Here is a 22,483-nt window from a genome sequence, read left to right on the forward strand (position 1 = left end):
TCGGGGTATGCCCAGCACTACCGGCGACCGGGTGTGCGGCGTCTGGAAACGGGAAGAACGCGAGGTCACGCGACCCGCGTGACCCTGTGCTGGCGGCGGCTGGAGAGACATGGGTGCCAGAACCTTCGTGGTGGTCGGCGGGACCAGCGGTCTCGGCCTCGCGGTGGCCCGACTGCTCGTCGACGAGCATCAGGTGGTGGTGTTCGGCAACGTGCCGGCCGAGGTCGCCGCCGCGACCGACGAGCTGGGTTGCGACGGCGCCGTCTGCGACATCTCCTCCTACGAACAGGTCCGCGACTCCTTCGCCGAGGTGGTCGAGCGCTACGGCACGATCGACGGGGTGGCGGCCTGCGCCTCCATGTGGGCGGGCGGCGACCTGGGGGACCTCTCGGTGGAACACATCCGCCGGGCCGTGGAGATCAACGTCCTGGGCGTCACGTACCTGCTGCGGGAGGCGGTGCAGCACCTGCACCGGCAGGGCCACGGCAACGTCGTCTACATCGGCGCGCTGGCGCTGGCGGCCCCCCGGCCCGGCATCCCCGTCTACCGGGCCACCAAGAGCTACGGCAACAGCCTTGTCGACTCCCTGGCCGAGGCCCAGCACAGCAACCGGGTCAAGGTGATGCAACTGCACCCCGGGCCGATGCCGACCCGGCTACAGGAACGGGTGGGCGCCGAGTTCCTCGACGAGGTGTACGCCATGCCCGAACAGGTCGCCACCGAGGTCGTCCGGTTGCTACAGCTCGAACCCGACGACCTCTACGTCTCCGGTGAGCGCGTGCTGCGCGCGGACGGGCGGTGGTGACGGCCGCAGCCGGACCCGCCGACCGTCCGGTCTCGGCCTGGGCGCCGCTGCGGACGACGGTCTACCGCAACCTGTGGCTGGCCCTGCTCGCCGCCAACATCGGCACCTGGATGCAGACCGTCGGCGCGCAGTGGCTGCTGATCAACCACTCCAACGCCTCCACCCTCGTGGCGTTGGTGCAGACCGCCAGTCTGCTGCCGGTGCTGCTGCTGGCGTTGCCCGCCGGGGTGCTCGCCGACAGTTTCGACCGCCGGCACCTGCTGATCGCCGTGCAGCTGTTCCTGGTGGCGGTGGCGGTCGCGTTGACGCTGCTCACCCTGACCGACCGGATGCCGCCCGCGCTGCTGCTCACCCTCACGTTCGCGTTCGGTGTCGGGCAGGCGCTGACCCTGCCGGCCTGGGCGGCGGTGATCCCGGAGCTGGTGCCGCAGGACCAACTCCGGTCGGCCTCGGCGCTCGGGTCGATCAGCGTGAACGTGGCGAGGGCGGTCGGACCCGCGGTGGCCGGCGTGCTGATCGCCCGTACCGGCGTCGCCCCGGTCTTCGGCATCAACGCGGTCGCCTTCGCGATCTTCGCGTACGCGCTGTGGCGCTGGCGGCCCGGCAACGCCCGCGCGGTCGAGGTGCCGGAGCGGTTCACCGCCGCGTTGCGCGCCGGCAGCCGCTACGTACGTCACTCGCCGACCGTGCGCCGGTTGTTGCGCCGTGCGTTGGTCTTCGTGGTCCCGGCCAGCGCGCTGTGGGCGTTGCTGCCGTTGGTGGCGAGTCGGCGGCTGGGGCTGGGCTCCGGCGGGTACGGGGTGCTGTTGGCCGCCCTCGGCGTGGGCGCCATCACGGGTGGCGTGCTGCTGGCCGTCATCCGCACCCGGCTGTCGGCCAACCAGCTCCTGCTGATCGCCGGGGCGCTGTTCACCGTGGCGCTGCCCGTCGTCGGCACCGTCCGGGCGGTGCCGCTGGTGCTGCTCGCCCTGCTGCCCGCCGGGATGGCCTGGGTGACGGTGCTGGCCAACGTCAACGCCGAGATGCAGCTCTTCCTGCCCAGTTGGGTACGGGCCCGGGGCCTGGCCGTCTACCAGGTGTGCTTCGCCGGTGGGCAGGCCGCCGGCGCCCTGCTGTGGGGTCTGGTGGCCGAGCTGGCCGGGCTGCTCCCCGCGTACCTGGCGGCGGCGGCGCTGATGCTTCTCGGCACCCTGACGAGTCGGATCTGGCCGTTGCCGGACCTGCGCTCGGTCAACCGGGAACCGGCTGCCTACTGGCCGCAGCTGCACCTGGCACGCGAGCCGGACCCGAGGGTGGGGCCGGTGCTGGTGACGGTGCAGTACACGGTCCGGCCGGAGCGGACCCAACGGTTCCTGGCGGCGATGGACGTGGTGCGGGGCGCGCGGCAGCGGACCGGCGCGATGCGGTGGGGGCTGTTCCGCCCGGCCGAGACGGTGGACCGGTTCGTCGAGGTGTACCTGGTGCCGTCCTGGGACGAGCACCTGCGCCAGCACGGCGGCCGGTTGACCGGCGAGGACCGCGCGGCCGAGCAACGGGCCCGGGAACTGACCGACGGGGAACCGGAGGTCCGACACCTGGTGCCCGCCGCCGCCGGCCCCACACTCTCCGACGATCGCGAGGCGCTCTGACCCCGGGCGGCACCCCGGGAGCGTGCCGGGCGTGGCCGCGTACGACGTACGGCGTCGTTGTTAGGATGGCCGCACCATGGCGAGTGAGCGCAGGACGACCGCGGACCCGGCCCGCAGCCTGGCTCTTCTCTGGCGCACCCGGGAGCCGACCAGTCGCAGCGCCGGTCCGGCGCTCAGCGTCGACCGGGTGGTCCGGGCCGCGATCGACATCGCCGACGCCGAAGGGCTCGACGCGCTGACCATGCGCCGGGTCGCCGAGGCGCTGGGCGTCGGCACGATGTCGGTCTACACCTACGTGCCGGGCAAGGCCGAACTCGTCGCCGTCATGATCGACACCGCGTACGGCGAGATGCCCCGCCCCGTGGTCGAGGGTGACTGGCGCACCCGGCTGGAGCGGGTCGCCCGCGACAACCTGGCGCTCTACCAGCGGCACCCCTGGATGCTGCGGGCCGAGACCACCCGACCGGTGCTCGGCCCGCACCTGATGGCCAAGTACGAGTACGAGCTGAGCGCCATCGTCGACATCGGCCTCACCGACGTCGAGGTCGACGCGGTGCTCACCCTCGTGCTGGGGCACGTGAAGAGCGCCGCGCGGGCCGCCTCCGAGGTGGTCGACCTGGAGCGCGAGACCGGCCTGACCGACGGCCAGTGGTGGCAGTCGCACGCGCCCGTGCTGGAGACGGTCATGACGGCCGGCGCCTACCCGATCGCGTCCCGGGTCGGCACCGCGGCCGGCCAGCGGCACGGTGCCGCGTACGGCCCGGAGTACGCGTTCGAGTTCGGTCTGCAACGCGTCCTCGACGGGATCTCGGTGGTGGTCGCCGAGCGGGCGGCCAACCGGTAGCCGCTAGCGCGGTGCTGCCCGTCGGGCCAGCCGGGCCAGCGAGCGCGCCGACGGGCTGCCCGGCTCGGCGTGGTAGACCACCAGCGACTGGGTGGTGCCGCTGATCGCGAGCTTCTCGTAGCGCAGCGCCAACTCGCCCAGCTCCGGGTGCTGGAACACCCGCACCCCGCCGCCCGCGCGGGCCGTGACGTCGTGCCGGGCCCACAGCCGCCGAAACCGCTCGCTGCCGGCCGTCAGCTCCCGCACCAGCTCGGTGAGGTGGGGGTCGTCCACCTCGGGGCCGACCTGTGCGCGCAGGCCGGCCACCGCGTTGGCCGCGACAGCCGTCAGAGCCGGGTAGAGCGCCGGCACGCTCGGGTCCAGGAAGACCGCGCGCAGGAGATTCACCCCGGCGGTGAAGATCGGTGCCAGCGCGGTCGCGGCGGGGTTGGCGAAGAGCACGTCCAGGTGTCGGCCGTGCACGAAGGCCGGCGTCTCGGCCCACGAACCGACCAACTGCCGGATGCCCACCGGCACCCGCTCCGGGGGGCGTGCCGCCCGGCGGGCCGGCACCGGCCGGGCCAGCGTGTGCAGGTGTGCCGCCGCGTCCGCGTCCAGCCGCAGCGCGCGGGCCAGCGCCTCGACCACCTGCGTCGACGGGTGCCGGTCACGCCCCTGCTCCAACCGCAGGTAGTAGTCGGCGCTGATGCCGGCGAGCAGGGCGGCCTCCTCGCGCCGCAGGCCGGGGACCCGCCGACGGCCGTGCGCGGGCAGGCCGACGTCACCCGGCCCGATCAGCTCGCGCCGGGCACGCAGGTATTCGCCCAGCGGGCCGGCCGCGCTCACCCGCCCATCGTAGGAGCCGGCACCGACCGCCCATCCTGGTCCTGCCACTACCAGGAAAAACAGGGAACCGGCTGACGCCTGCCGCTCGGGTGACAGTGTCCAGGTAAGCGTGATCGAGAGACGGGACAGCAATGACAGAGCGCATCACGACTCCCTTCGGTTTCGCCTCCACCGCCGACGAGGTCATCGCCGGGGTGGACCTGAGCGGCAAGCGGGCCATCGTCACCGGCGGTGCCGCCGGCATCGGCATCGAGACGGCCCGTTCGCTCGCCGCTGCCGGCGCCGAGGTCGTCCTCGGGGTCCGCCGGGTCGCGGCGGGTGAGCAGGCCGCCGGCGACATCGCGGCCAGCATCGGCGCGGAGCGGGTCACCGTCCGCGCGCTGGACCTGGCCGACCAGGCTTCGGTACGCCAGTTCGTCGCCGGCTGGGACCAGCCGCTGCACATCCTGGTCAACAACGCGGGGATCATGGCGCTGCCCGAGCTGGAGCGCACCGCCGAGGGCTGGGAGATGCAGTTCGCCACCAACTTCATGGGGCACTTCGCGTTGACCGTCGGCCTGCACGACGCCCTCGCCGCAGCCGGCGGTGCCCGAGTCGTGTCGGTCAGCTCCAGCGGCAACCTCTTCTCCCCGGTGATCTTCGACGATCTGCACTTCGCGTTCCGGCCGTACGACCCGCTGCTGGCCTACGGGCAGTCCAAGAGCGCCGAGGCCCTGCTCGCCGTGGAAGCCACCCGCCGCTGGGCCGGCGAGGGCATTTACGCCAACGCGCTGAACCCGGGCGCCATCGCCACCGGGCTGCAGAAGCACACCGGCGGCCTGAAGTCGCCCAGGGAGATGCACAAGACCCCGCAGCAGGGCGCGGCGACCTCGGTGCTGCTCGCGGCGTCCCCGCTGCTCGACGGCGTCGGCGGTCGCTACTTCGAGGACTGCGCCGAGGCTCCGGTCGTCACCGAGCGGCCCGCCGACTACACCGGCGTGGCCGCGTACGCGGTCGACCCGGGCAACGCCGCGCGGCTCTGGGATGTGGCGTCGGACCTGATGTCGTAGCGCGGTGTCGCCGCCGGCCGGCCCGGCTCGGCGGAACCACTCCGGGCCTGGCGGTCGGGGTGGTACGACTGGGACGGCGGCGGCAGCCGCGGGGCCGGGGAAGGATGGCGATGGCGGGCGCGCTTCCGGGACGGCTGCTGCTCCGACGGGAGAACCCGGGCAAGGCGTCGTTCCTGGAACTCTTCTTCGACCTGGCGTTCATCTTCGCGTTGACCCGGCTGTCCCGCGCGCTGCTCGACGATCCCAGCCTCAGCGGCGGTTTCCAGGTGTCGCTGATGCTGGCCGCGCTCTGGTGGGTGTGGTTCGTGACGGCCTGGTCGGCGGACTGGTTCGACCCCCGCGCCCCGCTGATCGTCGCCCTGCTGCTCTGGGTGATGTTCGGCGGCCTGCTGATGGCCGCGGCCGTACCCACCGCGTTCGACGGGCACGCCCTGGTGTTCGCCGTCGCCTACGTGGCCATCCACCTGGGTCGGGGGGCGATCCTGATCCCCGGACTGCGGGGGCACCCGCTCCTGGTGCGCAGCCTGCGGGTGGCGATCTGGTTCGGGATCTCCGGCGTGCTCTGGGTGGTCGGGGCGGTCGTGGCCCCGGCCCGCGAGGTGCTCTGGGCACTGGCCCTGGCGCTGGAGTACCTCCTGGCCCGGCTGCGCTGGCCGTTTCCCCGGCTCGGACGCAGTACCTGGACCGAACTCCAGGTGAACGGCAGACACCTGTCCGAGCGGTACCAACAGATCTTCATCATCGCCCTGGGTGAGCTGATCCTGATCTCCGGCGTCACCTACAGCCAGTCCGGCATGGATCGGGACAGCACGCTGGCCTTCGTCTCGGCGTTCGCCACCGCGGTGGCCCTCGCCCGGCTCTACCTGGTGCCCGCCGGCGTACGGCTGGCCACGAGGATCGAGGCGGACGGCCCGCCTGGCAGCAAGGTGACACTCAAGGCGGGCTACCTGCACCTCGTCATGATCGCCGGTGTGCTGGCCACCTCCGTGGCCATGGAGATGGCGATCGACGATCCCGGAGGGAACGACACGGGGCAGTTGGCACTGGGCGTGATCGGCCCCGTGCTGTTCCTGACCGCCCGGATCCACCTCGCGGCAGTGGTCGACGGCAACCGGCCCTGGGCGCGCCTGATCGGGGTGCCGGCCATCCTCGTGGCCGGGCTGGCGACGGTGAAGCTGCCGCAACTCGTCAACAGCGCCGTCGTCGCCGGAGTGCTGCTGCTCATCGTCCTGGTCGACGGGATGCCCGGCCTGCGGGGATACGCGCGGCAGATCAGCGGACGCGACGGGGCCGACCAGCGGCGGCACGGGGAGCGGCCCGGTGCCTGACCGAGAGCCGGACCACGGCGACCAACCGCGCAGACCCGACGTGGTGGAGTTGCGGGTGCACGGCGTGTCCGGGGGCGACCCCACTGTCATCCTCGACCGCCCGGGAGTCCGGCAGGTCGCCGGCGACGACAGTGGCGGCTTCCACCGCCCCGACCCGGCGGAGGACACCGACCCGGACGGGGTGACGCTGGAGGCGTACCGCTGGGGGGACCTGCCCGCGGGCACCGTGGCCCGGACCCTCTCCATGGTCTTCCTGCTGCCGTTCATGTTCAGCAACGTGGCCGTGTGGATGCTGCCCACCGGCCGCCGCCGTGCCGCCGGGGTCACCATGCTCTGCCGGCTCCTCGCGCTCAACCTCACGGTGCTGTACGTGGTGTCCATCGCCGGGGTCGCCCTCGACCTGTTCGCCTGGCGGTGTCTCGGTGCGGCCCGCTGCCGTGAGCCCTTCGACACGATGGCCGGGCTCGACGGCCGGCACCTCGGGCAGCGGCTGTGCGTGCTGGCGCTCCTGCCGATCGCCGCCATCGTGTTCCTCCTGCTTGTCGGCACGCGCCGGTCCCACCCGGACGGCAACGCCGTGTGGACCGTGGAACCGCTGGTGCAGCGGCTGCGAGCGATCCACGTCGCCGCCGCGCTCGCCGTACTCGATCTCATGCTGCTGGTGGCCCGTCACAGCGCCGGCGCGACGGTCGGAACGACGCTGCTGCTGACCCTCAGCGTGGTGGTGCTGCTGGTCTGCGTCGGCCTGCTCGCCGCCCCCGGGCTGGCCGAACGGGCCGTGATGGCGCGAACCGCGGAGTGGACCGCCCGCACCGCAGCCGTCCTGGCCGTCGGTATGACTGTGGCGACCCTCGTCCTCGTCGCGCGCGACGACCATGGCTGGCCGTCGTCGACCGGGATGCCCGGCTACGGCGGGATCGCGGCCGGGGCCCTGTTCGGTCAGATGACCCTGCTGGTGGTGCTCAGCGGGCTGGTGTTGTGGCACCGTGGTCGTGCGGGTGGCGGGTCCACGCTGCGGCGTGGCCTGGGCGCGGCGGTCGTCGCCGCCTTCGCGGTCGGCCTGGCCAGCGGGCTCTCCGCCGGTCTCGTCTACCAGATCGGGCAGTTGCTCCGCGGTTACTCCGGCGACGGCGGGCCGCCGCTGCCGTACCGCTGGACGCTTCTGTCCTTCTTTCTGCACGTGGTCGCGGGGGTGCTGGTGTGTGGCGCCCTGACCCTCCTGTCGCGGCGACGACGGCGCGTCGCGGCAACGGCGATCACCCGTCGCGACTTCCCGGTGGTTCCGCCGGAGGCGGCGGGGCGGCTGCGGCTGACGATGACGACCATCGCCCGGGCGAGGTTCACCGAGTGGTTGGGTCTGATCGCGACCACGTACGCGGTGCTCGCGCTGATCGGACTGATCACGAGCCTGGTGGGGCGAACCGGGCGTGAGCCGGAGCAGTTGGCGCTACAGGTGTTCGGGCTGCCGCCACGAGCCGTCGAGATGGGGCTCACCGGAAGCACCTATCTCCTCGCCGGACTGCTCCTCACACTGTTGGCCGGGGGTGTGTTCGCCTACCGGACCGCGTGGTTCCGCCGCCACGTCGGCATCCTGTGGGACCTGGGCACCTTCTGGCCCCGGGCCGCGCACCCGTTCGCCCCGCCGAGTTACGCCGACCGGGCCGTGCCGGAGCTGGCCGACCGGATCAGCCAACTGGCCGAGCGGCACGCCGGGGTGCTGCTCTGCGGGCACAGCCACGGGTCCGCGCTGCTGGCGCTGGCGGTGCTGCGGCTGCCTCCGCGCGTACGCCGACGGGTCGCGCTGCTCACCTACGGTTCACCGCTGGACCGCCTGTACGCCCGGCTCTTTCCGGCCTACCTCAACGAGGGGGTGCTGCGGGAGGTGGGGGAGCGGGTCGAGTGGCGGTGGCTCAACCTCTGGCGGGAAACCGATCCGGTCGGCGGCTGGGTGTTCGCCGCACACCGGCCCGGTGATCCACCCCCGGACCCGGCCGATCCGGCGGGCCAGGTCGACAGGCGGTTGCGGGACCCGGCACACCTGCTGCCGGCACCGGGAGAGCGGTCCGCGCCGCCGCTGCGGGGGCATCATCCGGGCGAGACCGACCCCGAGTTCCGGGCGGCGGTGCGTGAACTCACCGAACGCCTTCGCGCTGCCGGCTGAGGGTCACCGGCCGCAGGGGCGGCGACGCGGCGTCAACGATCCATCTCGGGAATCCGGTCGGACTCCGCCACCGTCGCGCGGACCTTGCGCAGGGTGGCGTCGGGGGCCCGGATCGCCACACGCCAGCGGTCCAACGTCCGCGTGAGCACCCGGACGACGAACTGCAACTGGTTGACCTGCTCGCGCAGCACCCCCAGCTCGGACCGGGCGCTGAACGCCTCGCCCTCCAGCTGGGTGATCCGCGTCTGCAACGGCTGAACCAGCGTAAGGGCGGCCTCGGTGAGCGTGTCGGCGGCATCGGCCTTGAACTTGCCCCGCTGCACCACGACTGTGGCGATCGCGGCCAGGCCGGTGCCCCCGCCGAGGATGCCGAGCACGCTGAGCGCCACCTGCACCCAGTGCGGTGCAGCTGGCGCGGGTGCGGTAATCACGTGACACCTGCCTGCAACTGTTCGTAGGTCACAAATTCGCATGCTCGCGCCAGGCGACGGAGGTCGATGGCGATCTGCGCGGCCCGCCAGAGCGACCCGACCGTCACCGCCATCACGAACGACGTGGCGACGATGGCGTTCTGGCCTGACATGACCACCAGGGCCACCGCGTACATGCCGGTGATCGTGCCGAGCACCAGCACCGACGCGAGTTCGAGGCCGAGCCCCGTGGAGAGCCGCCCGGGCCACAGGACGCCCAGTAGTCCGCCCACGCCCACCGCGACCAGACCCAGCTCCCAGGCGACCTGGATGGGCTCCGGCATCGACGTCTGGACGGACGTCGGCCGGACATTGAGGGTCATCAGCAGAATGCCGCAGACGGGTGCCGCAGCCAGGACGGCGATCTCGTACGGCTGGTGGCGGGATCGGATACGAAGGTTTCCCACGGCAGCTCCTTGGTCGAGGACCGGCGTCCGGCAGCGGCCGGTGGGCCAGTGCCGTTCGGTGGGTCGCGACTGTGCAGCCGTGAACCGTGCGGCGGAGCCCGGTGGCGCGTTGCCTGTGGACGGTCGTTGGGCGAGAAGATGGAACGACTCGACGTCGTTGGCTGCCGGTATCTGCCTGTGTATCACCGATCGCCGGTTCGCGTCCACCTGTGTAACGTCGCATTCCCGCAGGTCAAGGGGCATTACCCGGTGGTTTTTGGGCGGTGGAAAGGATGCAGCGCGGCGACCCGGCCGCACGGTCGCCCGGTGACGGGGAGTGTCGGATATCTTCCCCAGGGTGGCGATCGTGGGTCGGGTCGCCGGTCGATCAACGAGCGAGCAGGGCGCGCAGCGCCCGGAGCACCTCGGCCGGGGCCTCCTCCGCCATGAAGTGCCCGCAGCTGACCGTCTGGTGGTCCAGATCCGGCGCCCAGGCCCGCCACACCGCCGCCGCGTCGTAGCCCAGCGCCGCGCCCCAGTCCTGCTGGAGCACCGCCACCGGCATCCGCAGCTGGTTGCCGGCCGCCCGGTCGACGGCGTCGTGGGCCACGTCGATCCCGGCCGACGCCCGGTAGTCGGCGACGATCGAAGGGACGGCGTTGCGGGAGGCGCGCAGGTACGCGGCACGCACCTCCGCCGGCAGCGCCTCCGGATCACGGGTCCAGACGTCCAGGAAGTGACCGAAGAAGGCGTCAGGGCTGCCGGCGATCAGCTCTTCGGGCAGGCCGGGCGGCTGCGCCATCAGATAGAGGTGAAACGCCACAGCGGCGCTGGCGCCGTGCAACACGTCCCACATGTCCAGCGTGGGCAGCACGTCGAGCAGGGCCAGATGACTGATCGCCGCCGGATGGTCGAGGCCGGCGCGGAACGCGACCAGGGCGCCCCGGTCGTGCCCGGCCAGGGCGAACCGCTCGTGACCGAGCGCGCCGGCCAGCGCCACGATGTCGGCGGCCATGGTGCGCTTGGCGTACCCGGTGCCGTCGGGGTCGAGGGGCTTGTCGCTGTCGCCGTAGCCGCGCAGGTCCGGGCAGATGACCGTGTGGTCGGCGGCCAGGTCGGCGGCGACGTGCCGCCACATGAGGTGTGTCTGCGGAAAGCCGTGCAGCAGCACGATCGCCGGCCCGGAACCGCCCACGGCGGCGTTGAGCGTCACCCCGTCGGCGACGGTGACACGTCGGTAGTCGAATCCGTTGATCTTCGGGTCCACGGGGAACCTCCTGGTGAGCAGTCCCGGCGGGGGCGGTGGCCCGTCGCCGTCGTACCTCACCGAGCCTGCGCGGTGGTGATCAGCAGCCGGTCAGCGTCGGATCAGTGCCGGGCGAGCCAACGGCCTAGATTGGTGCCGTGACCAGGCAGCTGACGGCACCCGTCGCGGTGACCTTCGGCGTCCTCGGGCCGGTGATCGCCGCGACCGAGCGCGGCCCGGTCCCCCTGCGGGGGCACCGGCAGCGCCTGGTGCTGGGCCGGCTGTTGATCGCCCACGGTCGGGTGGTGCCGGTGGATCGTCTCGTCGACGACCTGTGGGAGGTCGCACCGGACGGCGCGGTGGGCGCGATCCGGACCTTCGTCGCCGACCTGCGCCGGGCCCTGGAGCCCGATCGGCCACCCCGGCAGCCGCCCCGGATCCTGGTCACCGAGCCACCGGGGTACGCGCTGAAGGCCGCCCCGGACGCGGTGGACGCCGGACAGTTCGAGGCGGCTGTCGGTGCGGAGGCTCGGCTGCTGGCGGCCGGGCGTCCCGCGCCGGCCCTGGCCGCGCTGGACTCGGCGCTCGGGCTCTGGCGCGGGCCCGCGTACGCCGACTGCGCCAACGAGTCCTGGGCGGTCGCGGAGATCAACCGGCTGGACGAGCTGCGGATGCTCGCCGTCGAGCGGCGGGCCGAGGCGCTGCTGGCGGTGGGCCGACCGGACGAGGCCGCCGCTGACCTGCCGGCGCACCTGGCCAGCCATCCGCTGCGCGAGGACGCGTGGCGGCTGCTCGCGACGGCCCGGTACCGCGCCGGCCGGCAGGGCGACGCGCTGGCCGCGCTGCGGGAGGCCCGCCACGTCCTGGTGACCGAGCTGGGGGTGGACCCGGGGCCTGAGCTGCGACGGCTTGAGGCCGACATCCTCGCCCAGGCGCCGCACCTCGCCCCGCCCCTCGACCGGGCCGCCACCCCCGGTCTCGGGCAGGCCGCGCGACCCGTCGAGACGGAGCAGCGCCCGTTCGTCGGGCGCGACGCGGAGCTGGGGCGGCTGCGGCACGCCGCCGAGGCCGCGTCCCACCGCCGGCGGCCCACGCTCGCCCTGCTCAGCGGCGACCCGGGTGCCGGCAAGACCGCGCTGGCCGAGGCCCTGACCCGGCGACTCACCGCCGAGGGCTGGACCACGGCGTGGGGACGCAGCCCGGAGTACGAGGGCGCGCCTGCGGCGTGGCCGTGGACCCAGATCACCGACACGCTCGCCGGGCCCGCAGCCGCGCCCGCCGCCGTCGCTGCCGACCCGGAAGACGGTTCGGCCGACTCCGCCACCGTGCGGTTCCGTCGACACCGCGCGGTGGCCTCGCTGATCGCGGCGGTCGCCGACCGGGCGCCGGTCCTGCTGGTCCTCGACGACCTGCACCGCGCCGACGGCGACACCCTGGACCTGCTGACCGCGCTGCTCACCGGCGCGCAGCCGGCCAGCGGGCCGGTGCTGATCCTCGGCACCTACCGGGCCACCGAGATCAGCCCGGAGTTGACCGCCACGCTGGCCCGCGCCGCGGGGCTGGAGCCGGTCCGGGAATATCTCGCCGGCCTGCCCGCGTCGGCGACCGGCGAGCTGGCCGGGGCCATCGTCGGGGCGGAACTGGACCAGGCCACCGCCCGGTCGATCCACCGGCGCAGCGGCGGTAACCCGTTCTTCGTCCGCGAGCTGGCCCAGCTGTACGCGAGCACGGGACAGGCGGGGTTGGCCGCCGTGCCGCCCGGGGTACGCGACGTGATCCGGCACCGGTTGGCGCAGCTACCCGCCTCGACCCGTACCGTGCTGCGGCAGGCGGCCGTGCTCGGTCGGGACCTCGATCCGGACGTGCTGGGCGCGTTGGCCGGTGACCCGGTGGCAGCGCTGGACGCCGTGGACCGCGCCCTGGCGGCCGGGTTTCTCAGTGAGCGGGAGTCCGACGGGCGGCTGCGCTTCACCCACATCCTGGTCCGCGACACGCTCTACGCCGACCTGTCAGCGCCGCGCCGCGCCGCCTGGCACGCGGCCGTCGCCGAGGTGCTGCGACAGCGGGCACCCGTCGAGCCGGCAGCCCTCGCATACCACCTGCTGCGCGCCGGGCCGGCCCACGCCGCCGAGGCGTCGACACACGCCCAGGCGGCGGCCGAGCGGGCCGAGCGGGACGGCAACCCCCACGAGGCGACTCGGCTGTGGGGCCAGGCGATCGACGCGTACGACAGTGCCGCTGAAGTCGAGCCGCGTGGGCGGGTGACCGCGCTGCTCGGCCTGGGGCGGGCGCTCGCCGTGACGGGCCGGCTGGCCGAGGCGCGGCTGCGGCGTGCCGAGGCGATCAGCGTCGCCGAGTCCACCGGCGACCCCCTGCTGATCCAGGAGGCGCTGGCGGGCTTCGACGTGCCCGCCAGTTGGACGCGCAACGACGACGACCTGCTCTCCGGGCACATCGTCCGGGCCGCCGAACACGCCCTGACCGCGCTCGGCCCGATCGGCTCGGCGCAGCGCAGCCGGCTGCTGAGCACCCTCGCGCTGGAGTTGCGCGGCACCACCACCGATCGCGGCCGCCGCGCCGCCGTCGAGGCCGAGACGATCGCCCGCGACATCGGCGACCCCGCTCTGGTGGCGTTCGCGCTCAACGCCCGCTTCATGCACGCCTTCCACCGCGTCGGTCTGGCCGACGCGCGGGCCCGGATCGGCGTGGAACTGGTCGAGCTGGCCGCCCGGCACCACCTGGTGACCTTCGAGGTGCTCGGCCACCTCGTCCTGGTCCAGGCCAGCTGCGCGCTGGCCGACCGGCCCGCCGCCGACGCGCACGCCAACGCCGCCGACCGCCTCGCCGAGGCGTACGAGCTGCCGTTGGTCGGTGTCTTCACCCGGTGGTACGCCGCGCTGCGGCTGGCGTTGGGCGGCGACCGGGACGCCGCGGCAACCGCGTACCGTGCTGCCGCCGAAGAGCTACCCGCCGACGGTATGCCGGGCCTGGCCCAGGGGTTGCTGCCGCTCGCCCTGCTCGGCCTGCGCCTGGCCGACGCGGTGAGCGACGCCCCGCCGGCGGGTGACCCCCGGCTGGCCGCGGCGCGGCGGCCGATTCCCGGGCCGGGTGACGAGGACTGGGCGCGGTGGGACTGGGGCCCGCATGAGCCCTGGGTTCGGCCCCTGCTGCTGGCCGCCGCCGACGACCCCGGTGCTGCCACGGCGGCGTTGCGGGCCCTGCCGGACGGGCCGCACGACCTGCTTCGGGAGGTGCGGCTGTGCCTCACCGCCCGGGCGGCGCTGGCCGTCCGCGACCGACCCACCATGGAACGCGTCGCCCGCGCGCTCCGCCCGGCCGCCACCGAACTGGCTGCCGGCAGCGGGGTGCTCACCGTCGGCCCGGTGGCCGCGCACCTCGCCGATCTGGCCGCCGCGCTGGGCCGCGACGAGGAAGCCGCCGAGCATCGCCGTACCGCCCGGCTGCTCCTGGCACGCGTCCGCGCCGACGACCCGTCCTGAGCGCCGCGGCGGGTGTGCCTGGCCAACGCGCTCTGGCTCCCCGGCGACTTGCCGGTTTCGGCCGGAACCAGCCGTGGGGTGCGGTCAGATGGAACCACCGGCGTGTCCACCGTCGGCCATGATCCGAGGGGGGTACGCGTGGAGGCGCTCATCCTGATCGTGGCACTCGGCGTCACCGTCCTTGTCGGCACCACCCTCGGCGGCCGGTACCGGGTCGCCCCGCCGGTGCTGCTCATCGCGTTGGGTGTGCTGCTCGGGCTCACGCCGCCGCTGTCCGAGGTCACCCTGGAACCCGACCTGGTCCTGCTGATCTTCCTGCCGGCGATCCTCTACCGGGAGAGCCTCACCATCAGCCTGCGGGAGATCCGGGCCAACCTGCCCGTGATCGGGCTGCTGGCCGTGGTGCTGGTGGTGCTCACCATGGTCACCGTGTCGTTCGCCGCGCAGGCGTTCGGGGTGAACCCCGACGCCGCCTGGGTGCTCGGCGCGGTCCTCGCGCCTACCGACGCCGCCGCGGTCACCGGCCTGGCCAAGCGGTTGCCCCGGAAGCTGCTCACCACCCTGCACGCGGAGAGCCTGGTCAACGACGGTACGGCGCTGGTGATCTTCGCTGTGGCCGTGGGGCTGCTCAGCCACAGCGAAGACCCGGGTGTCCTGGGCATCGGCGAGGAGTTCGTCGGCGCCAGCGTCGGCGGTGTGGTCGCCGGCCTGCTGGTGGGGGCCGCGGTGGTGCTGATCCGCAAACGGCTCGACGATCCGTTGCGCGAGGGTGCGCTCAGCGTGCTGACCCCGTTCGGTGCCTTCCTGCTGGCTGACTCGGTGCACGCCAGCGGTGTGCTGGCGGTGGTGGTCGCCGGCCTGGTGCTTGCCTACGCCGGCCCACGGGTGATCCGCGCCCGGTCCCGGGTCCTGGCGTACGCGTTCTGGGACCTGTCCACCTTCCTGATCAACGGCGGGTTGTTCGTCCTGCTCGGCACGCAGATTCCTCGCGCGGTCCGGGGGATCACCAGCACCTCGCCCCCGAGGGCTCTGGTGATCGTGCTGGTGGTCACCCTCGTCGTGATCGGCACCCGGCTGCTCTTCGTCTACCTCACCGCACAGATCGCGAGGCTTCGGCGTCGCCGCATCATGGACCCGAGCCAGGGGCCGTCGAGCTGGCGGGTCGGCACCGTCGCGGGCTGGTCCGGTTTCCGGGGCGCGGTGTCGCTCGCCGCCGCCCTGGCCGTCCCGACGGTGATGGTCGACGGTCAGCCGGTGGCCGAACGCGACCTGATCATCTTCGTGACCGCGCTGGTGATCGTGCTGATCATGCTGCTTCAGGGCACCACCCTGCCGTTGGTGGTGCGCTGGGCCGGGCTCACCGGTGACCCGGAACGCGTCGACGAGGCCCGCAACGCCCGGCGGCGGGCGACCGAGGTGGGCCTGGCCGCCCTACCGCAGGTCGCCGCGGAGGTCGGTGCCCAGGACGAGTCGGTGCGCCGGCTGGAGGCCGAGTACCGACGGCATCTGGCGGACCTCGACGAGAGCGGTGGGAACACCGCCGAGGAGCGCCGGTTGGAACACCGACTGCGCCTCGGCGTCCTCGCCCACAAGAGGCGGGAGGTCACCCGGCTGCGCGACAACCGGGAGATCGACGACCTGGTGCTCCAGGAACTCCAGTCCGCGCTGGACAACGAGGAGATCCGGCTGCTCGGTCGCGGACCCAACGAGTGACGGAGGGCTCAGAGCACCTGGTCGAGGAACCGGCGCAGCCGCGGATGCTCGGCCCGCTCGAAGACCGCCTCGGGTGGGCCGGCCTCCAGCACCACGCCCCGGTCCATGAAGGCGACGGTGTCGGCGACCTGCCGGGCGAAGCCCATCTCGTGGGTCACCACCACCATGGTCATGCCGGCGGCGGACAGGTCGGCCATCACCCCGAGGACGCCCTTGACCAGCTCCGGGTCGAGCGCCGACGTCGCCTCGTCGAAGAGCATCACCTCGGGGCGCAGCGCCAGCGCGCGGGCGATCGCCACCCGCTGCTGTTGACCACCGGAGAGCTGCGCCGGCCGGGAGTCCGCCTTGCCGGCCAGCCCCACCAGCTCCAACTGGGCCCGGGCCACGGCCTCCGCCTCGTCCGCATCGAGCTTGCGCAGCCGGCGCAGCGCCAGCGTGACGTTGCGCAGCACGCTCATGTGTGGGAAGAGGTTGAACTGCTGGAACACCATGCCCACCCGTTGCCGCAGCGCGTCCGGGTCGTCGCCGAGCACGCTGCGCCCGTCCAGCAGCACGTCGCCCCGGTCCGGTTCGATCAGCCGGTTGATGGTGCGCAGCAGCGTGGACTTGCCCGACCCGGACGGGCCGATGACGCAGGCCGTCGCGCCCCGCGGCACCGAGAGGTCGACGCCGCGCAGCACCCGGTTCGGCCCGAAGGCGAGGTGCACGTCGCGGACGTCGAGGCTGACCGAGGTGGTGGTGTCGGTGGTCATCGTCGGCTCCCTTCGGTGGTGGCGGTCGACAGGTCCTCGTCGTCCTCATCGTCGGGCGCGGTGGCCGGCCGACCGTTGCGCAGCCGTCGGTCGATCCAGTTGACGACGTGCGTCAGCGGGACCGTCAACGCCAGGTAGAAGAGCCCCGCCAGCAGCAGCGCCGATTCGTTGCCGGTGGTGGCCGCGTAGTCCTGCCCGATCCGGAACAGCTCCCGCTGGCTGGCCACCAGGCCGAGGAAGTAGACCAGACTGGAGTCCTTGATCAGCGCGATGAGCTGGTTCACCCAGGCCGGCAGCACCCGCCGGATGCCCTGCGGAATGATCACCAGCCGCATCGCGTCGGCCCAGGAGAAGCCGAGCGCGCGGGCGCCCTCCAACTGGGCGGCCTCCACCGACTGGATGCCCGAGCGGAAGATCTCCCCGATGTACGCGGCGGCGATCAGCGACAGCGCCAGAATGCCCAACGGGTAGGGATCCGGCCCCCAGACCTGCATGCCCAGCGGGGCCAGCCCGACCCCGATCAGCAGGATCGTCGCCGCGGCCGGCAGCCCCCGGAACACGTCGGTGTAGACCCGCGCCGGCCAGCGCAGCCAGCGGCTGCGGGAGATCCCGGCGACGGCCAGCAACAGGCCGAGCACCGAGCCGAGCAGGGCGGCGGAGACCGCGAGGATCAGCGTGTTGGGCAACCCGACGGTCAGCATCTCGGGCAGCGCCTCGCGCATCGCGTCGGCGTCGAAGAAGGTCTCCCACAGGGTGGTCAACGGTTCCATCGGTTGCTCCTCCTACCGCCCCGCTCGCTCGTCACCGGCTCAGGACGCGGCCGACGCGGACGCCGACGGCGCGACCTTGACCGCGCCGCTGCCCGGGGCGAAGTCCGCCGGGATCGGCCGGCCCGGGTAGTACTGGGCCTGCAACCGGTTCCAGGTGCCGTCGGCGATGACCTCGTCGAGGGCCTTGTTCAGCGCCTCGCGCAGCTTGTCGTTGCCCTTGGCCACCGCGTACGCGGTCGGTGCCGGGCTGAGCTGCTTGGCCGCCACGGTGATCTTGCCCTTGCTGTCGGCGGCCGACTTCTCACCGATCTCCGCCGGGGCGATCCAGGCGTCGGCGGTGCCCGCCTTGAGCTGGTTGATCGCGCCGTTGTAGTCCGGCACCCGCACCGGGTTGAGCTGCTTGCCGGTGGCGTAGTCGTCCTGGACGGTGCCCTGCACCACCACGACCCGCTTCCCGGCGAGCTGGTCGAAGCCGGTGATCGGCGAGCCGGCCGGGACGTCCAGGCCGAAGTAGCCGAAGTCGTAGCCGTTGCCGAAGTCGACGGTCTTCTTGCGGGCCTCGGTGATGGTGATCGAGGAACTGCCCACGTCGAACTTACGGTTGTTGACCTGGCTGAGCAGTGCGGAGAAGTCGGTGCCGACGAACTCGACCTTGAGGGAGAGCTTGCCGGCCACGGCGGTGAGCAGGTCGTTGTCGAAGCCGGTGAACTTGCCGTCCTCGAGGTACACGTTCGGCGGGGCGTCGGTCAGCGTCCCGGCGCGCAGCACGCCCGACTGGGCCAGGCCGTACGGGTTGGCGTCGGAGGAGTCGTCGTTCCCGCAGGCGGTGAGGGCGGTGGCGGCGAGGATCGTGACCGCGCCCAGGGCGGCGGCGCGGGTCAGGGCAGGAAGGAATCGCACTGGTGTCTCCGAAGGGTGGTGTCTCGGCGCGCACGGACGTACGCCACCGACGGCGCGCCCGATGGGCGTACCGGTGGGAAAGGAGCTCGGGAAGGTGGTGCTAGAGCGCGGTGCCGCCACGACAGGCGGCGCTGCACATTCGCATCATGTCCACGTGCCGTCGCCGGATCAGTACGGGCGAGGGGCGACCGGTGCGGGTGCCCGCGACGTCGGTCGGTCCGGTGGTGCCGAGGATGCGCATGGTTCTCCCGGGTCTGTGCTGACCTGGGTGCCAGGCCACGCTTGCACCGACGTCCTGCCGGTGCCTGGTCTTCACCCGGGGCACCCCACCGCGGAGGAGGGTTGCCGGCCAGCGAGCCGGGGCTTCGCGCTGGCGCTCATGACCTGCGCCGAGGCTAGCAGCAGGAACGGGTGGATCGTCCAGTCGGTATGACCACGCTCACTGTGCGCGACGGGCTGTCGACTCGCAGGTCAGCCGGCATGGACGTGCGGTCGACGGTGCGGGTCGGGCTCCTGGCGGCGCAGGATCTCCCGGGTCACCGAGGCGATGGCACCCTGTCCGAAGGCCAGGTAGCGCAGGAAGTTGCGGGTGGGGCCACCCTCGGACCACTCGAAGTAGATGTGGGGGCGCCGACGGCTGCGGTCGCGGATCTCCAGCAACAGGGCGGCGAGCGCGGTGGGCACCGACGAGCTGGCCAGGCTGAGCACCGGGAAACGGCCGTCGACTTTCCCACCGCGGACCAGCAGCTCGGTCTCGAAGTCGGACGGGTCGGTGACCGTGACCTCGACGAAGATGACGTCGCTGTCGTCGGGAAAGTCGTTGTCCGCCATGGTCTGCGCCAGCTTGGCGCGGTACTCCGCCTCGTCGCGCCGGTCGGGTTCGTGCGCGACGAGGCGGATCCGTCGTCCGGCGCGTTCGTCGATCATCCGCGCCGCGGTGTGGTCCAGCTCGACGTGGTCGACGCGCAGCTCGTAGGCCCGCATCAGCCGGGACAGCACCGACACCAGGATGATCCCGCCGATGAAACAGGCCGCGATCTTCACACCGTCCGGGCGCTCCACCACGTTCGCCACGGTGGTGTAGACGAAGATCAATGCGATGACGCCGAAGGCGATGGTGCGGCCGCGCTGACGCTGCCGGCGCGCAGCGAGCGTCACCGCCGTCGCGGCCGAGGTGATCAACACCAGGACCCCGGTGGCGTACGCGCCGCCCTGCGCGTCCACGCTGGCCTCGAAGACGATCGTGATCAGAAACGCGACGGCGGTGAAGACCAGCACGAGCGGCCGGACGGCTCGCGCCCAGGTCGGCGCCATGCCGTACCGGGGCAGGTAGCGCGGCACGAGGTTGAGCAGACCCGCCATCGCGGATGCCCCGGCGAACCAGAGGATTCCGATCGTGGACAGGTCGTAGACGGTGCCGAACACCTCGCCGAGGTGGGCGTGCGCCAGGTACGCCAACGCGCGCCCGTTCGCCGGTCCGCCCGGCTGGAAGGCCTCCGGCGGGATGAGCACCGTGGTCGTCACGCTGCTGGTGATGAGGAAGACACTCATGATCACCGCCGCGGTGGTGAGCAGCCGGCGCGCGCCACGGATCCGGCCCAGCGGTCGTGCCTCGGAGTCCTGCGGGTCACCCCGTACGCTCGGCATGACCGCCACCCCGGTCTCGAAGCCGGACAGACCCAACGCCAGCTTCGGAAAGACCAACAGCGACAGCCCGACGACCAGCCACGGATCGCCGTGCCCGGTGGTCAGCATCGTGGTCCAGTCGCCGACCGCGCTCGGATGCGTCGCCACCCGCCACAGCGCGTCGGCCACCACCACCGCGTTCAGCGTCAGGTAGACCGCGACCAGGACGACGGCGATCCCGATGGCCTCGGTGAATCCCTTGAGGAACACCGCGCCCAACAGCGACACCAGCAGCAGCGTGACCAGCACCTCGTGACCCTTGAGCCCGCTCGGCCAGAACGGGTTCTCGTCGATGTGCGCCGTCGCGTCGGCGGCCGAGAGGGTGATGGTGATGATGAAGTCGGTGGCCACGAAACCGAGCAGCACCAGCACCAGCAACTTGCCCGGCCAGTAGCTCAGCAGGCGTACCAGCATCGCGATGGAGCCCTCACCGTACGGGCTCTCCACCGCCACCCGCCGGTAGACCGGCAGCGCCCCCAGCAGGGTCACCAGCACCAGCACCAGGGTCGCCACCGGTGAGAGCGCGCCGGCGGCCAGCGCCGCGATGCCCGGCTGGTAACCCAGCGTGGAGAAGTAGTCGACGCCGGTCAGGCACATCACCTTCCACCACGGGTGGTGCCGGTGCTCCGGCGGGCGCCCGTGCGGCCCCGGGTGCTGTACGGCCTGGTCCGAGCCGGCGTCGAGCAGCCACCCCCGCAACCGGCCGGTGCTGTCGACCTTCACCGGCGCGTCCCCCGTCATCCCCCACGGTCACCGTGAGTATCCGCCCGGCGGGCCGTCCCCGTCCGCCGGTGCGCGGAACCCGGCCGACGCCACGGCGGGTTTCAGGGCCCGGGGCAGCGGGGAAGCAGCGCCCCGGGCTGGACGGGACGGCGCCGGGGGAGGGGACAGGGCATGGTCGGCGGCCGTCGCTTCCGCCCGGGTGGTGGCTTCGGCCGCCAACTCGACGAGTACGAAACCAGGGTCGGTGTGCCGCCGCCCACGGAGTCACCCGCCGCCGCGTCTCACGGTGGTCTGGTGGACAGCGCGGTCTACGTCCGAGGGCACCGGTTCGCCTCGCCGTCCGGCCTCGCCGAGACGTACCGCTGCCTCCAGGAGCAGGACGGCGCGATGGCCTGGATCGGGCTGTACCGGCCCGACATCGAGCAGATCACCTCGCTGGCCCGGGAGTTCCGGCTGCACGACCTGGCCGTCGAGGACGCGATCAACGCCCACCAGCGGCCCAAGCTGGAGCGCTACGGGCACACCCTGTTCGTGGTGTTACGCGCCGCCCGCTACGACGACCTCCGGGAGGGGGTCGAGTTCTCCGAGCTGCACCTGTTCATCGGCCCGGGCTTCGTGGTCACCGTCCGACACGGTGAGGCGCCCGACCTGGCCGCGGTGCGGCGACGGCTGGAGACCGAGGCGCAGATGCTCGCCCGGGGGCCGGAGGCGGTCCTGTACGCGATCCTCGACCAGGTCGTCGACGGGTACGCGCCGGTGGTGGCCGGACTGGAGAACGACATCGACGAGATCGAGACCCAGGTGTTCGGTGGCGATCCGAACGCCAGCCGCCGCATCTACGGGCTCAGCCGGGAGGTCATCCAGTTCCAGCGGGCCGCCCGCCCGCTGCTCAGCGTGCTCGGCGCGCTGGCCGACGGCGCCGGCAGCGCCAGCGCCAACGAGGAGCTGCGCCGCTACCTGCGCGACGTGACCGACCACCTGACCCAGGTGGTGGAGCGGGTGGACGGTTTCCGGCACCTGTTGCAGAACATCCTCACGGTCAACGCCACCCTCGTCTCGCAGCAGCAGAACGAGGAGATGCGCAGCCTGACCGCGGCCAGCTACAGCCAGAACGAGGAGCTGAAGAAGGTCTCCTCCTGGGCGGCGATCCTCTTCGCTCCCACGCTCATCGGCACCGTGTACGGCATGAACTTCGTCCACATGCCGGAGCTGAACTGGCGCTTCGGTTACCTCTTCGCGCTGCTGTTGATGCTGCTGGTCTGCGGCACCCTCTATGTGATCTTCAAGCGGCGCGGCTGGCTCTGACCCGTGCGGCCGGGATTCACTCGATGCCGCGCAGGATGTGCCGTTCGTCCTCGACGTCGTCGTCGCCGGCACTGATCCGGCCGAGCAGTACGGCGGCCGCCCAGATCGTCAGTGGCGTGGCCGCCCCGGTCATTCCCCCGCCGGTCCGGTCGTCCCGGGTCTGGCTCCGCTCCGAGCGCGGTGGCCTGCGCTGAGCCTGCATGGGCCCTGCCTCTCCTCGTCGAAGCCGCCGTGGGTGGCGCGGGGTGACCCCGCGCCACACCGGCCGGGCGGACCGCCTGTGAGCAGCCCACCACCGGTACGACAGCCACTCGAACCTTCCCACGCCTGGCCGCATCCGCACCGCTTGTTTTCGGGTTTCCGACTGTCACCCGCCAAACCGGACATTACGC

18 protein-coding genes and 1 riboswitch are annotated in these 22,483 nt (G+C 72.7%); of the genes, 9 read left to right on the forward strand and 9 right to left on the reverse strand.

Annotation, left to right across the window (positions count from 1 at the left end; translation table 11 throughout):
* The first annotated feature begins 109 nt into the window (after positions 1–109).
* From AB0877_RS23650 to AB0877_RS23660, 3 genes are all read left to right on the forward strand, one after another.
* Positions 110–805, forward strand: coding sequence for an SDR family oxidoreductase (locus tag AB0877_RS23650; protein ID WP_366611514.1), 696 nt, complete (start codon positions 110–112; stop codon positions 803–805).
* Entirely contained in the window at positions 802–2,433 is a 1,632-nt protein-coding gene (locus AB0877_RS23655; protein ID WP_366611516.1) for an MFS transporter, read from the forward strand. Before AB0877_RS23650 ends, AB0877_RS23655 begins: the two co-directional genes overlap by 4 nt.
* A gap of 76 nt (positions 2,434–2,509) precedes the next feature.
* Entirely contained in the window at positions 2,510–3,277 is a 768-nt protein-coding gene (locus AB0877_RS23660) for a TetR/AcrR family transcriptional regulator (protein WP_366611517.1), read from the forward strand.
* A 3-nt stretch (positions 3,278–3,280) separates the two neighbouring features.
* On the opposite strand, the gene AB0877_RS23665 is transcribed toward AB0877_RS23660, so the two are convergent.
* The gene (locus AB0877_RS23665; protein WP_366611519.1) at positions 3,281–4,102 is read right to left on the reverse strand and encodes a helix-turn-helix transcriptional regulator; all 822 of its coding nucleotides are present in this window, start codon (positions 4,100–4,102) and stop codon (positions 3,281–3,283) included.
* 131 nt (positions 4,103–4,233) lie between these two features.
* On the opposite strand from AB0877_RS23665, the gene AB0877_RS23670 reads away from it, so the two are divergent.
* The 3 genes from AB0877_RS23670 to AB0877_RS23680 all read left to right on the forward strand — a co-directional run bounded on the left by AB0877_RS23670 (position 4,234) and on the right by AB0877_RS23680 (position 8,640).
* On the forward strand, positions 4,234–5,151 hold the full coding sequence (locus AB0877_RS23670) for an SDR family NAD(P)-dependent oxidoreductase (protein ID WP_366611520.1): 918 nt from the start codon (positions 4,234–4,236) through the stop codon (positions 5,149–5,151).
* 110 nt (positions 5,152–5,261) lie between these two features.
* Complete coding sequence (locus AB0877_RS23675) at positions 5,262–6,479, forward strand: low temperature requirement protein A (RefSeq protein WP_366611522.1); 1,218 nt, start codon at positions 5,262–5,264, stop codon at positions 6,477–6,479.
* Positions 6,472–8,640 carry a hypothetical protein gene (locus AB0877_RS23680; RefSeq protein ID WP_366611524.1) on the forward strand — a complete coding sequence of 723 codons (2,169 nt, stop codon included), beginning with the start codon at positions 6,472–6,474 and terminating at the stop codon, positions 8,638–8,640. Before AB0877_RS23675 ends, AB0877_RS23680 begins: the two co-directional genes overlap by 8 nt.
* Before the next feature lie 32 nt (positions 8,641–8,672).
* On the opposite strand, the gene AB0877_RS23685 is transcribed toward AB0877_RS23680, so the two are convergent.
* From AB0877_RS23685 to AB0877_RS23695, 3 genes are all read right to left on the reverse strand, one after another.
* Positions 8,673–9,071: a hypothetical protein gene (locus AB0877_RS23685; RefSeq protein ID WP_366611526.1), complete on the reverse strand. Its 399-nt coding sequence runs from the start codon at positions 9,069–9,071 to the stop codon at positions 8,673–8,675.
* On the reverse strand, positions 9,068–9,517 hold the full coding sequence (locus AB0877_RS23690) for a hypothetical protein (protein ID WP_366611527.1): 450 nt from the start codon (positions 9,515–9,517) through the stop codon (positions 9,068–9,070). Before AB0877_RS23690 ends, AB0877_RS23685 begins: the two co-directional genes overlap by 4 nt.
* A 367-nt stretch (positions 9,518–9,884) precedes the next feature.
* Positions 9,885–10,763: an alpha/beta hydrolase gene (locus tag AB0877_RS23695; protein ID WP_366611528.1), complete on the reverse strand. Its 879-nt coding sequence runs from the start codon at positions 10,761–10,763 to the stop codon at positions 9,885–9,887.
* A 137-nt stretch (positions 10,764–10,900) separates the two neighbouring features.
* Here AB0877_RS23695 and AB0877_RS23700 point away from each other — a divergent pair, with 137 nt between their 5' ends.
* Together AB0877_RS23700 and AB0877_RS23705 are read left to right on the forward strand one after the other, a co-directional pair.
* Positions 10,901–14,242, forward strand: a complete 3,342-nt coding sequence (locus AB0877_RS23700; protein WP_366611530.1) for a BTAD domain-containing putative transcriptional regulator — start codon at positions 10,901–10,903, stop codon at positions 14,240–14,242.
* 138 nt (positions 14,243–14,380) lie between these two features.
* Positions 14,381–15,955 (forward strand): Na+/H+ antiporter, encoded by a 1,575-nt coding sequence (locus AB0877_RS23705; RefSeq protein ID WP_366611531.1) that lies wholly within the window; start codon positions 14,381–14,383, stop codon positions 15,953–15,955.
* A gap of 8 nt (positions 15,956–15,963) precedes the next feature.
* On the opposite strand, the gene AB0877_RS23710 is transcribed toward AB0877_RS23705, so the two are convergent.
* The 4 genes from AB0877_RS23710 to AB0877_RS23725 all read right to left on the reverse strand — a co-directional run bounded on the left by AB0877_RS23710 (position 15,964) and on the right by AB0877_RS23725 (position 20,804).
* Positions 15,964–16,707: an amino acid ABC transporter ATP-binding protein gene (locus AB0877_RS23710; RefSeq protein WP_366611532.1), complete on the reverse strand. Its 744-nt coding sequence runs from the start codon at positions 16,705–16,707 to the stop codon at positions 15,964–15,966.
* Positions 16,704–17,477 (reverse strand): amino acid ABC transporter permease, encoded by a 774-nt coding sequence (locus tag AB0877_RS23715; protein WP_366611533.1) that lies wholly within the window; start codon positions 17,475–17,477, stop codon positions 16,704–16,706. The genes AB0877_RS23710 and AB0877_RS23715 overlap by 4 nt, the downstream gene beginning before the upstream one ends.
* Before the next feature lie 39 nt (positions 17,478–17,516).
* Positions 17,517–18,377 (reverse strand): ABC transporter substrate-binding protein, encoded by an 861-nt coding sequence (locus AB0877_RS23720; RefSeq protein WP_366611534.1) that lies wholly within the window; start codon positions 18,375–18,377, stop codon positions 17,517–17,519.
* A 273-nt stretch (positions 18,378–18,650) separates the two neighbouring features.
* A riboswitch (SAM riboswitch) is annotated at positions 18,651–18,762 on the reverse strand.
* 86 nt (positions 18,763–18,848) lie between these two features.
* Positions 18,849–20,804, reverse strand: a complete 1,956-nt coding sequence (locus AB0877_RS23725) for an amino acid transporter (RefSeq protein WP_366611535.1) — start codon at positions 20,802–20,804, stop codon at positions 18,849–18,851.
* 153 nt (positions 20,805–20,957) lie between these two features.
* Here AB0877_RS23725 and corA point away from each other — a divergent pair, with 153 nt between their 5' ends.
* Entirely contained in the window at positions 20,958–22,091 is a 1,134-nt protein-coding gene (gene corA, locus AB0877_RS23730) for a magnesium/cobalt transporter CorA (RefSeq protein ID WP_366611536.1), read from the forward strand.
* Between the two features lie 16 nt (positions 22,092–22,107).
* Here the strand turns inward: corA and AB0877_RS23735 are convergent, their stop codons facing one another.
* On the reverse strand, positions 22,108–22,293 hold the full coding sequence (locus tag AB0877_RS23735) for a hypothetical protein (RefSeq protein WP_366611538.1): 186 nt from the start codon (positions 22,291–22,293) through the stop codon (positions 22,108–22,110).
* Positions 22,294–22,483: the final 190 nt, after the last annotated feature.

Source organism: Micromonospora sp. NPDC047644 (assembly GCF_040704315.1).
GTDB lineage: Bacteria > Actinomycetota > Actinomycetes > Mycobacteriales > Micromonosporaceae > Micromonospora.

Excerpts from the sequence above, each read along its gene's own strand:
- AB0877_RS23735 (WP_366611538.1), bottom strand. The coding sequence starts at position 22,293 with ATGCAGGCTCAGCGCAGGCCACCGCGCTCGGAGCGGAGCCAGACCCGG.
- AB0877_RS23725 (WP_366611535.1), bottom strand. The coding sequence starts at position 20,804 with ATGACGGGGGACGCGCCGGTGAAGGTCGACAGCACCGGCCGGTTGCGG.
- AB0877_RS23710 (WP_366611532.1), bottom strand. The coding sequence starts at position 16,707 with ATGACCACCGACACCACCACCTCGGTCAGCCTCGACGTCCGCGACGTG.
- AB0877_RS23650 (WP_366611514.1), top strand. The coding sequence starts at position 110 with ATGGGTGCCAGAACCTTCGTGGTGGTCGGCGGGACCAGCGGTCTCGGC.
- corA (WP_366611536.1), top strand. The coding sequence starts at position 20,958 with ATGGTCGGCGGCCGTCGCTTCCGCCCGGGTGGTGGCTTCGGCCGCCAA.
- AB0877_RS23670 (WP_366611520.1), top strand. The coding sequence starts at position 4,234 with ATGACAGAGCGCATCACGACTCCCTTCGGTTTCGCCTCCACCGCCGAC.
- AB0877_RS23675 (WP_366611522.1), top strand. The coding sequence starts at position 5,262 with ATGGCGGGCGCGCTTCCGGGACGGCTGCTGCTCCGACGGGAGAACCCG.
- AB0877_RS23715 (WP_366611533.1), bottom strand. The coding sequence starts at position 17,477 with ATGGAACCGTTGACCACCCTGTGGGAGACCTTCTTCGACGCCGACGCG.
- AB0877_RS23660 (WP_366611517.1), top strand. The coding sequence starts at position 2,510 with ATGGCGAGTGAGCGCAGGACGACCGCGGACCCGGCCCGCAGCCTGGCT.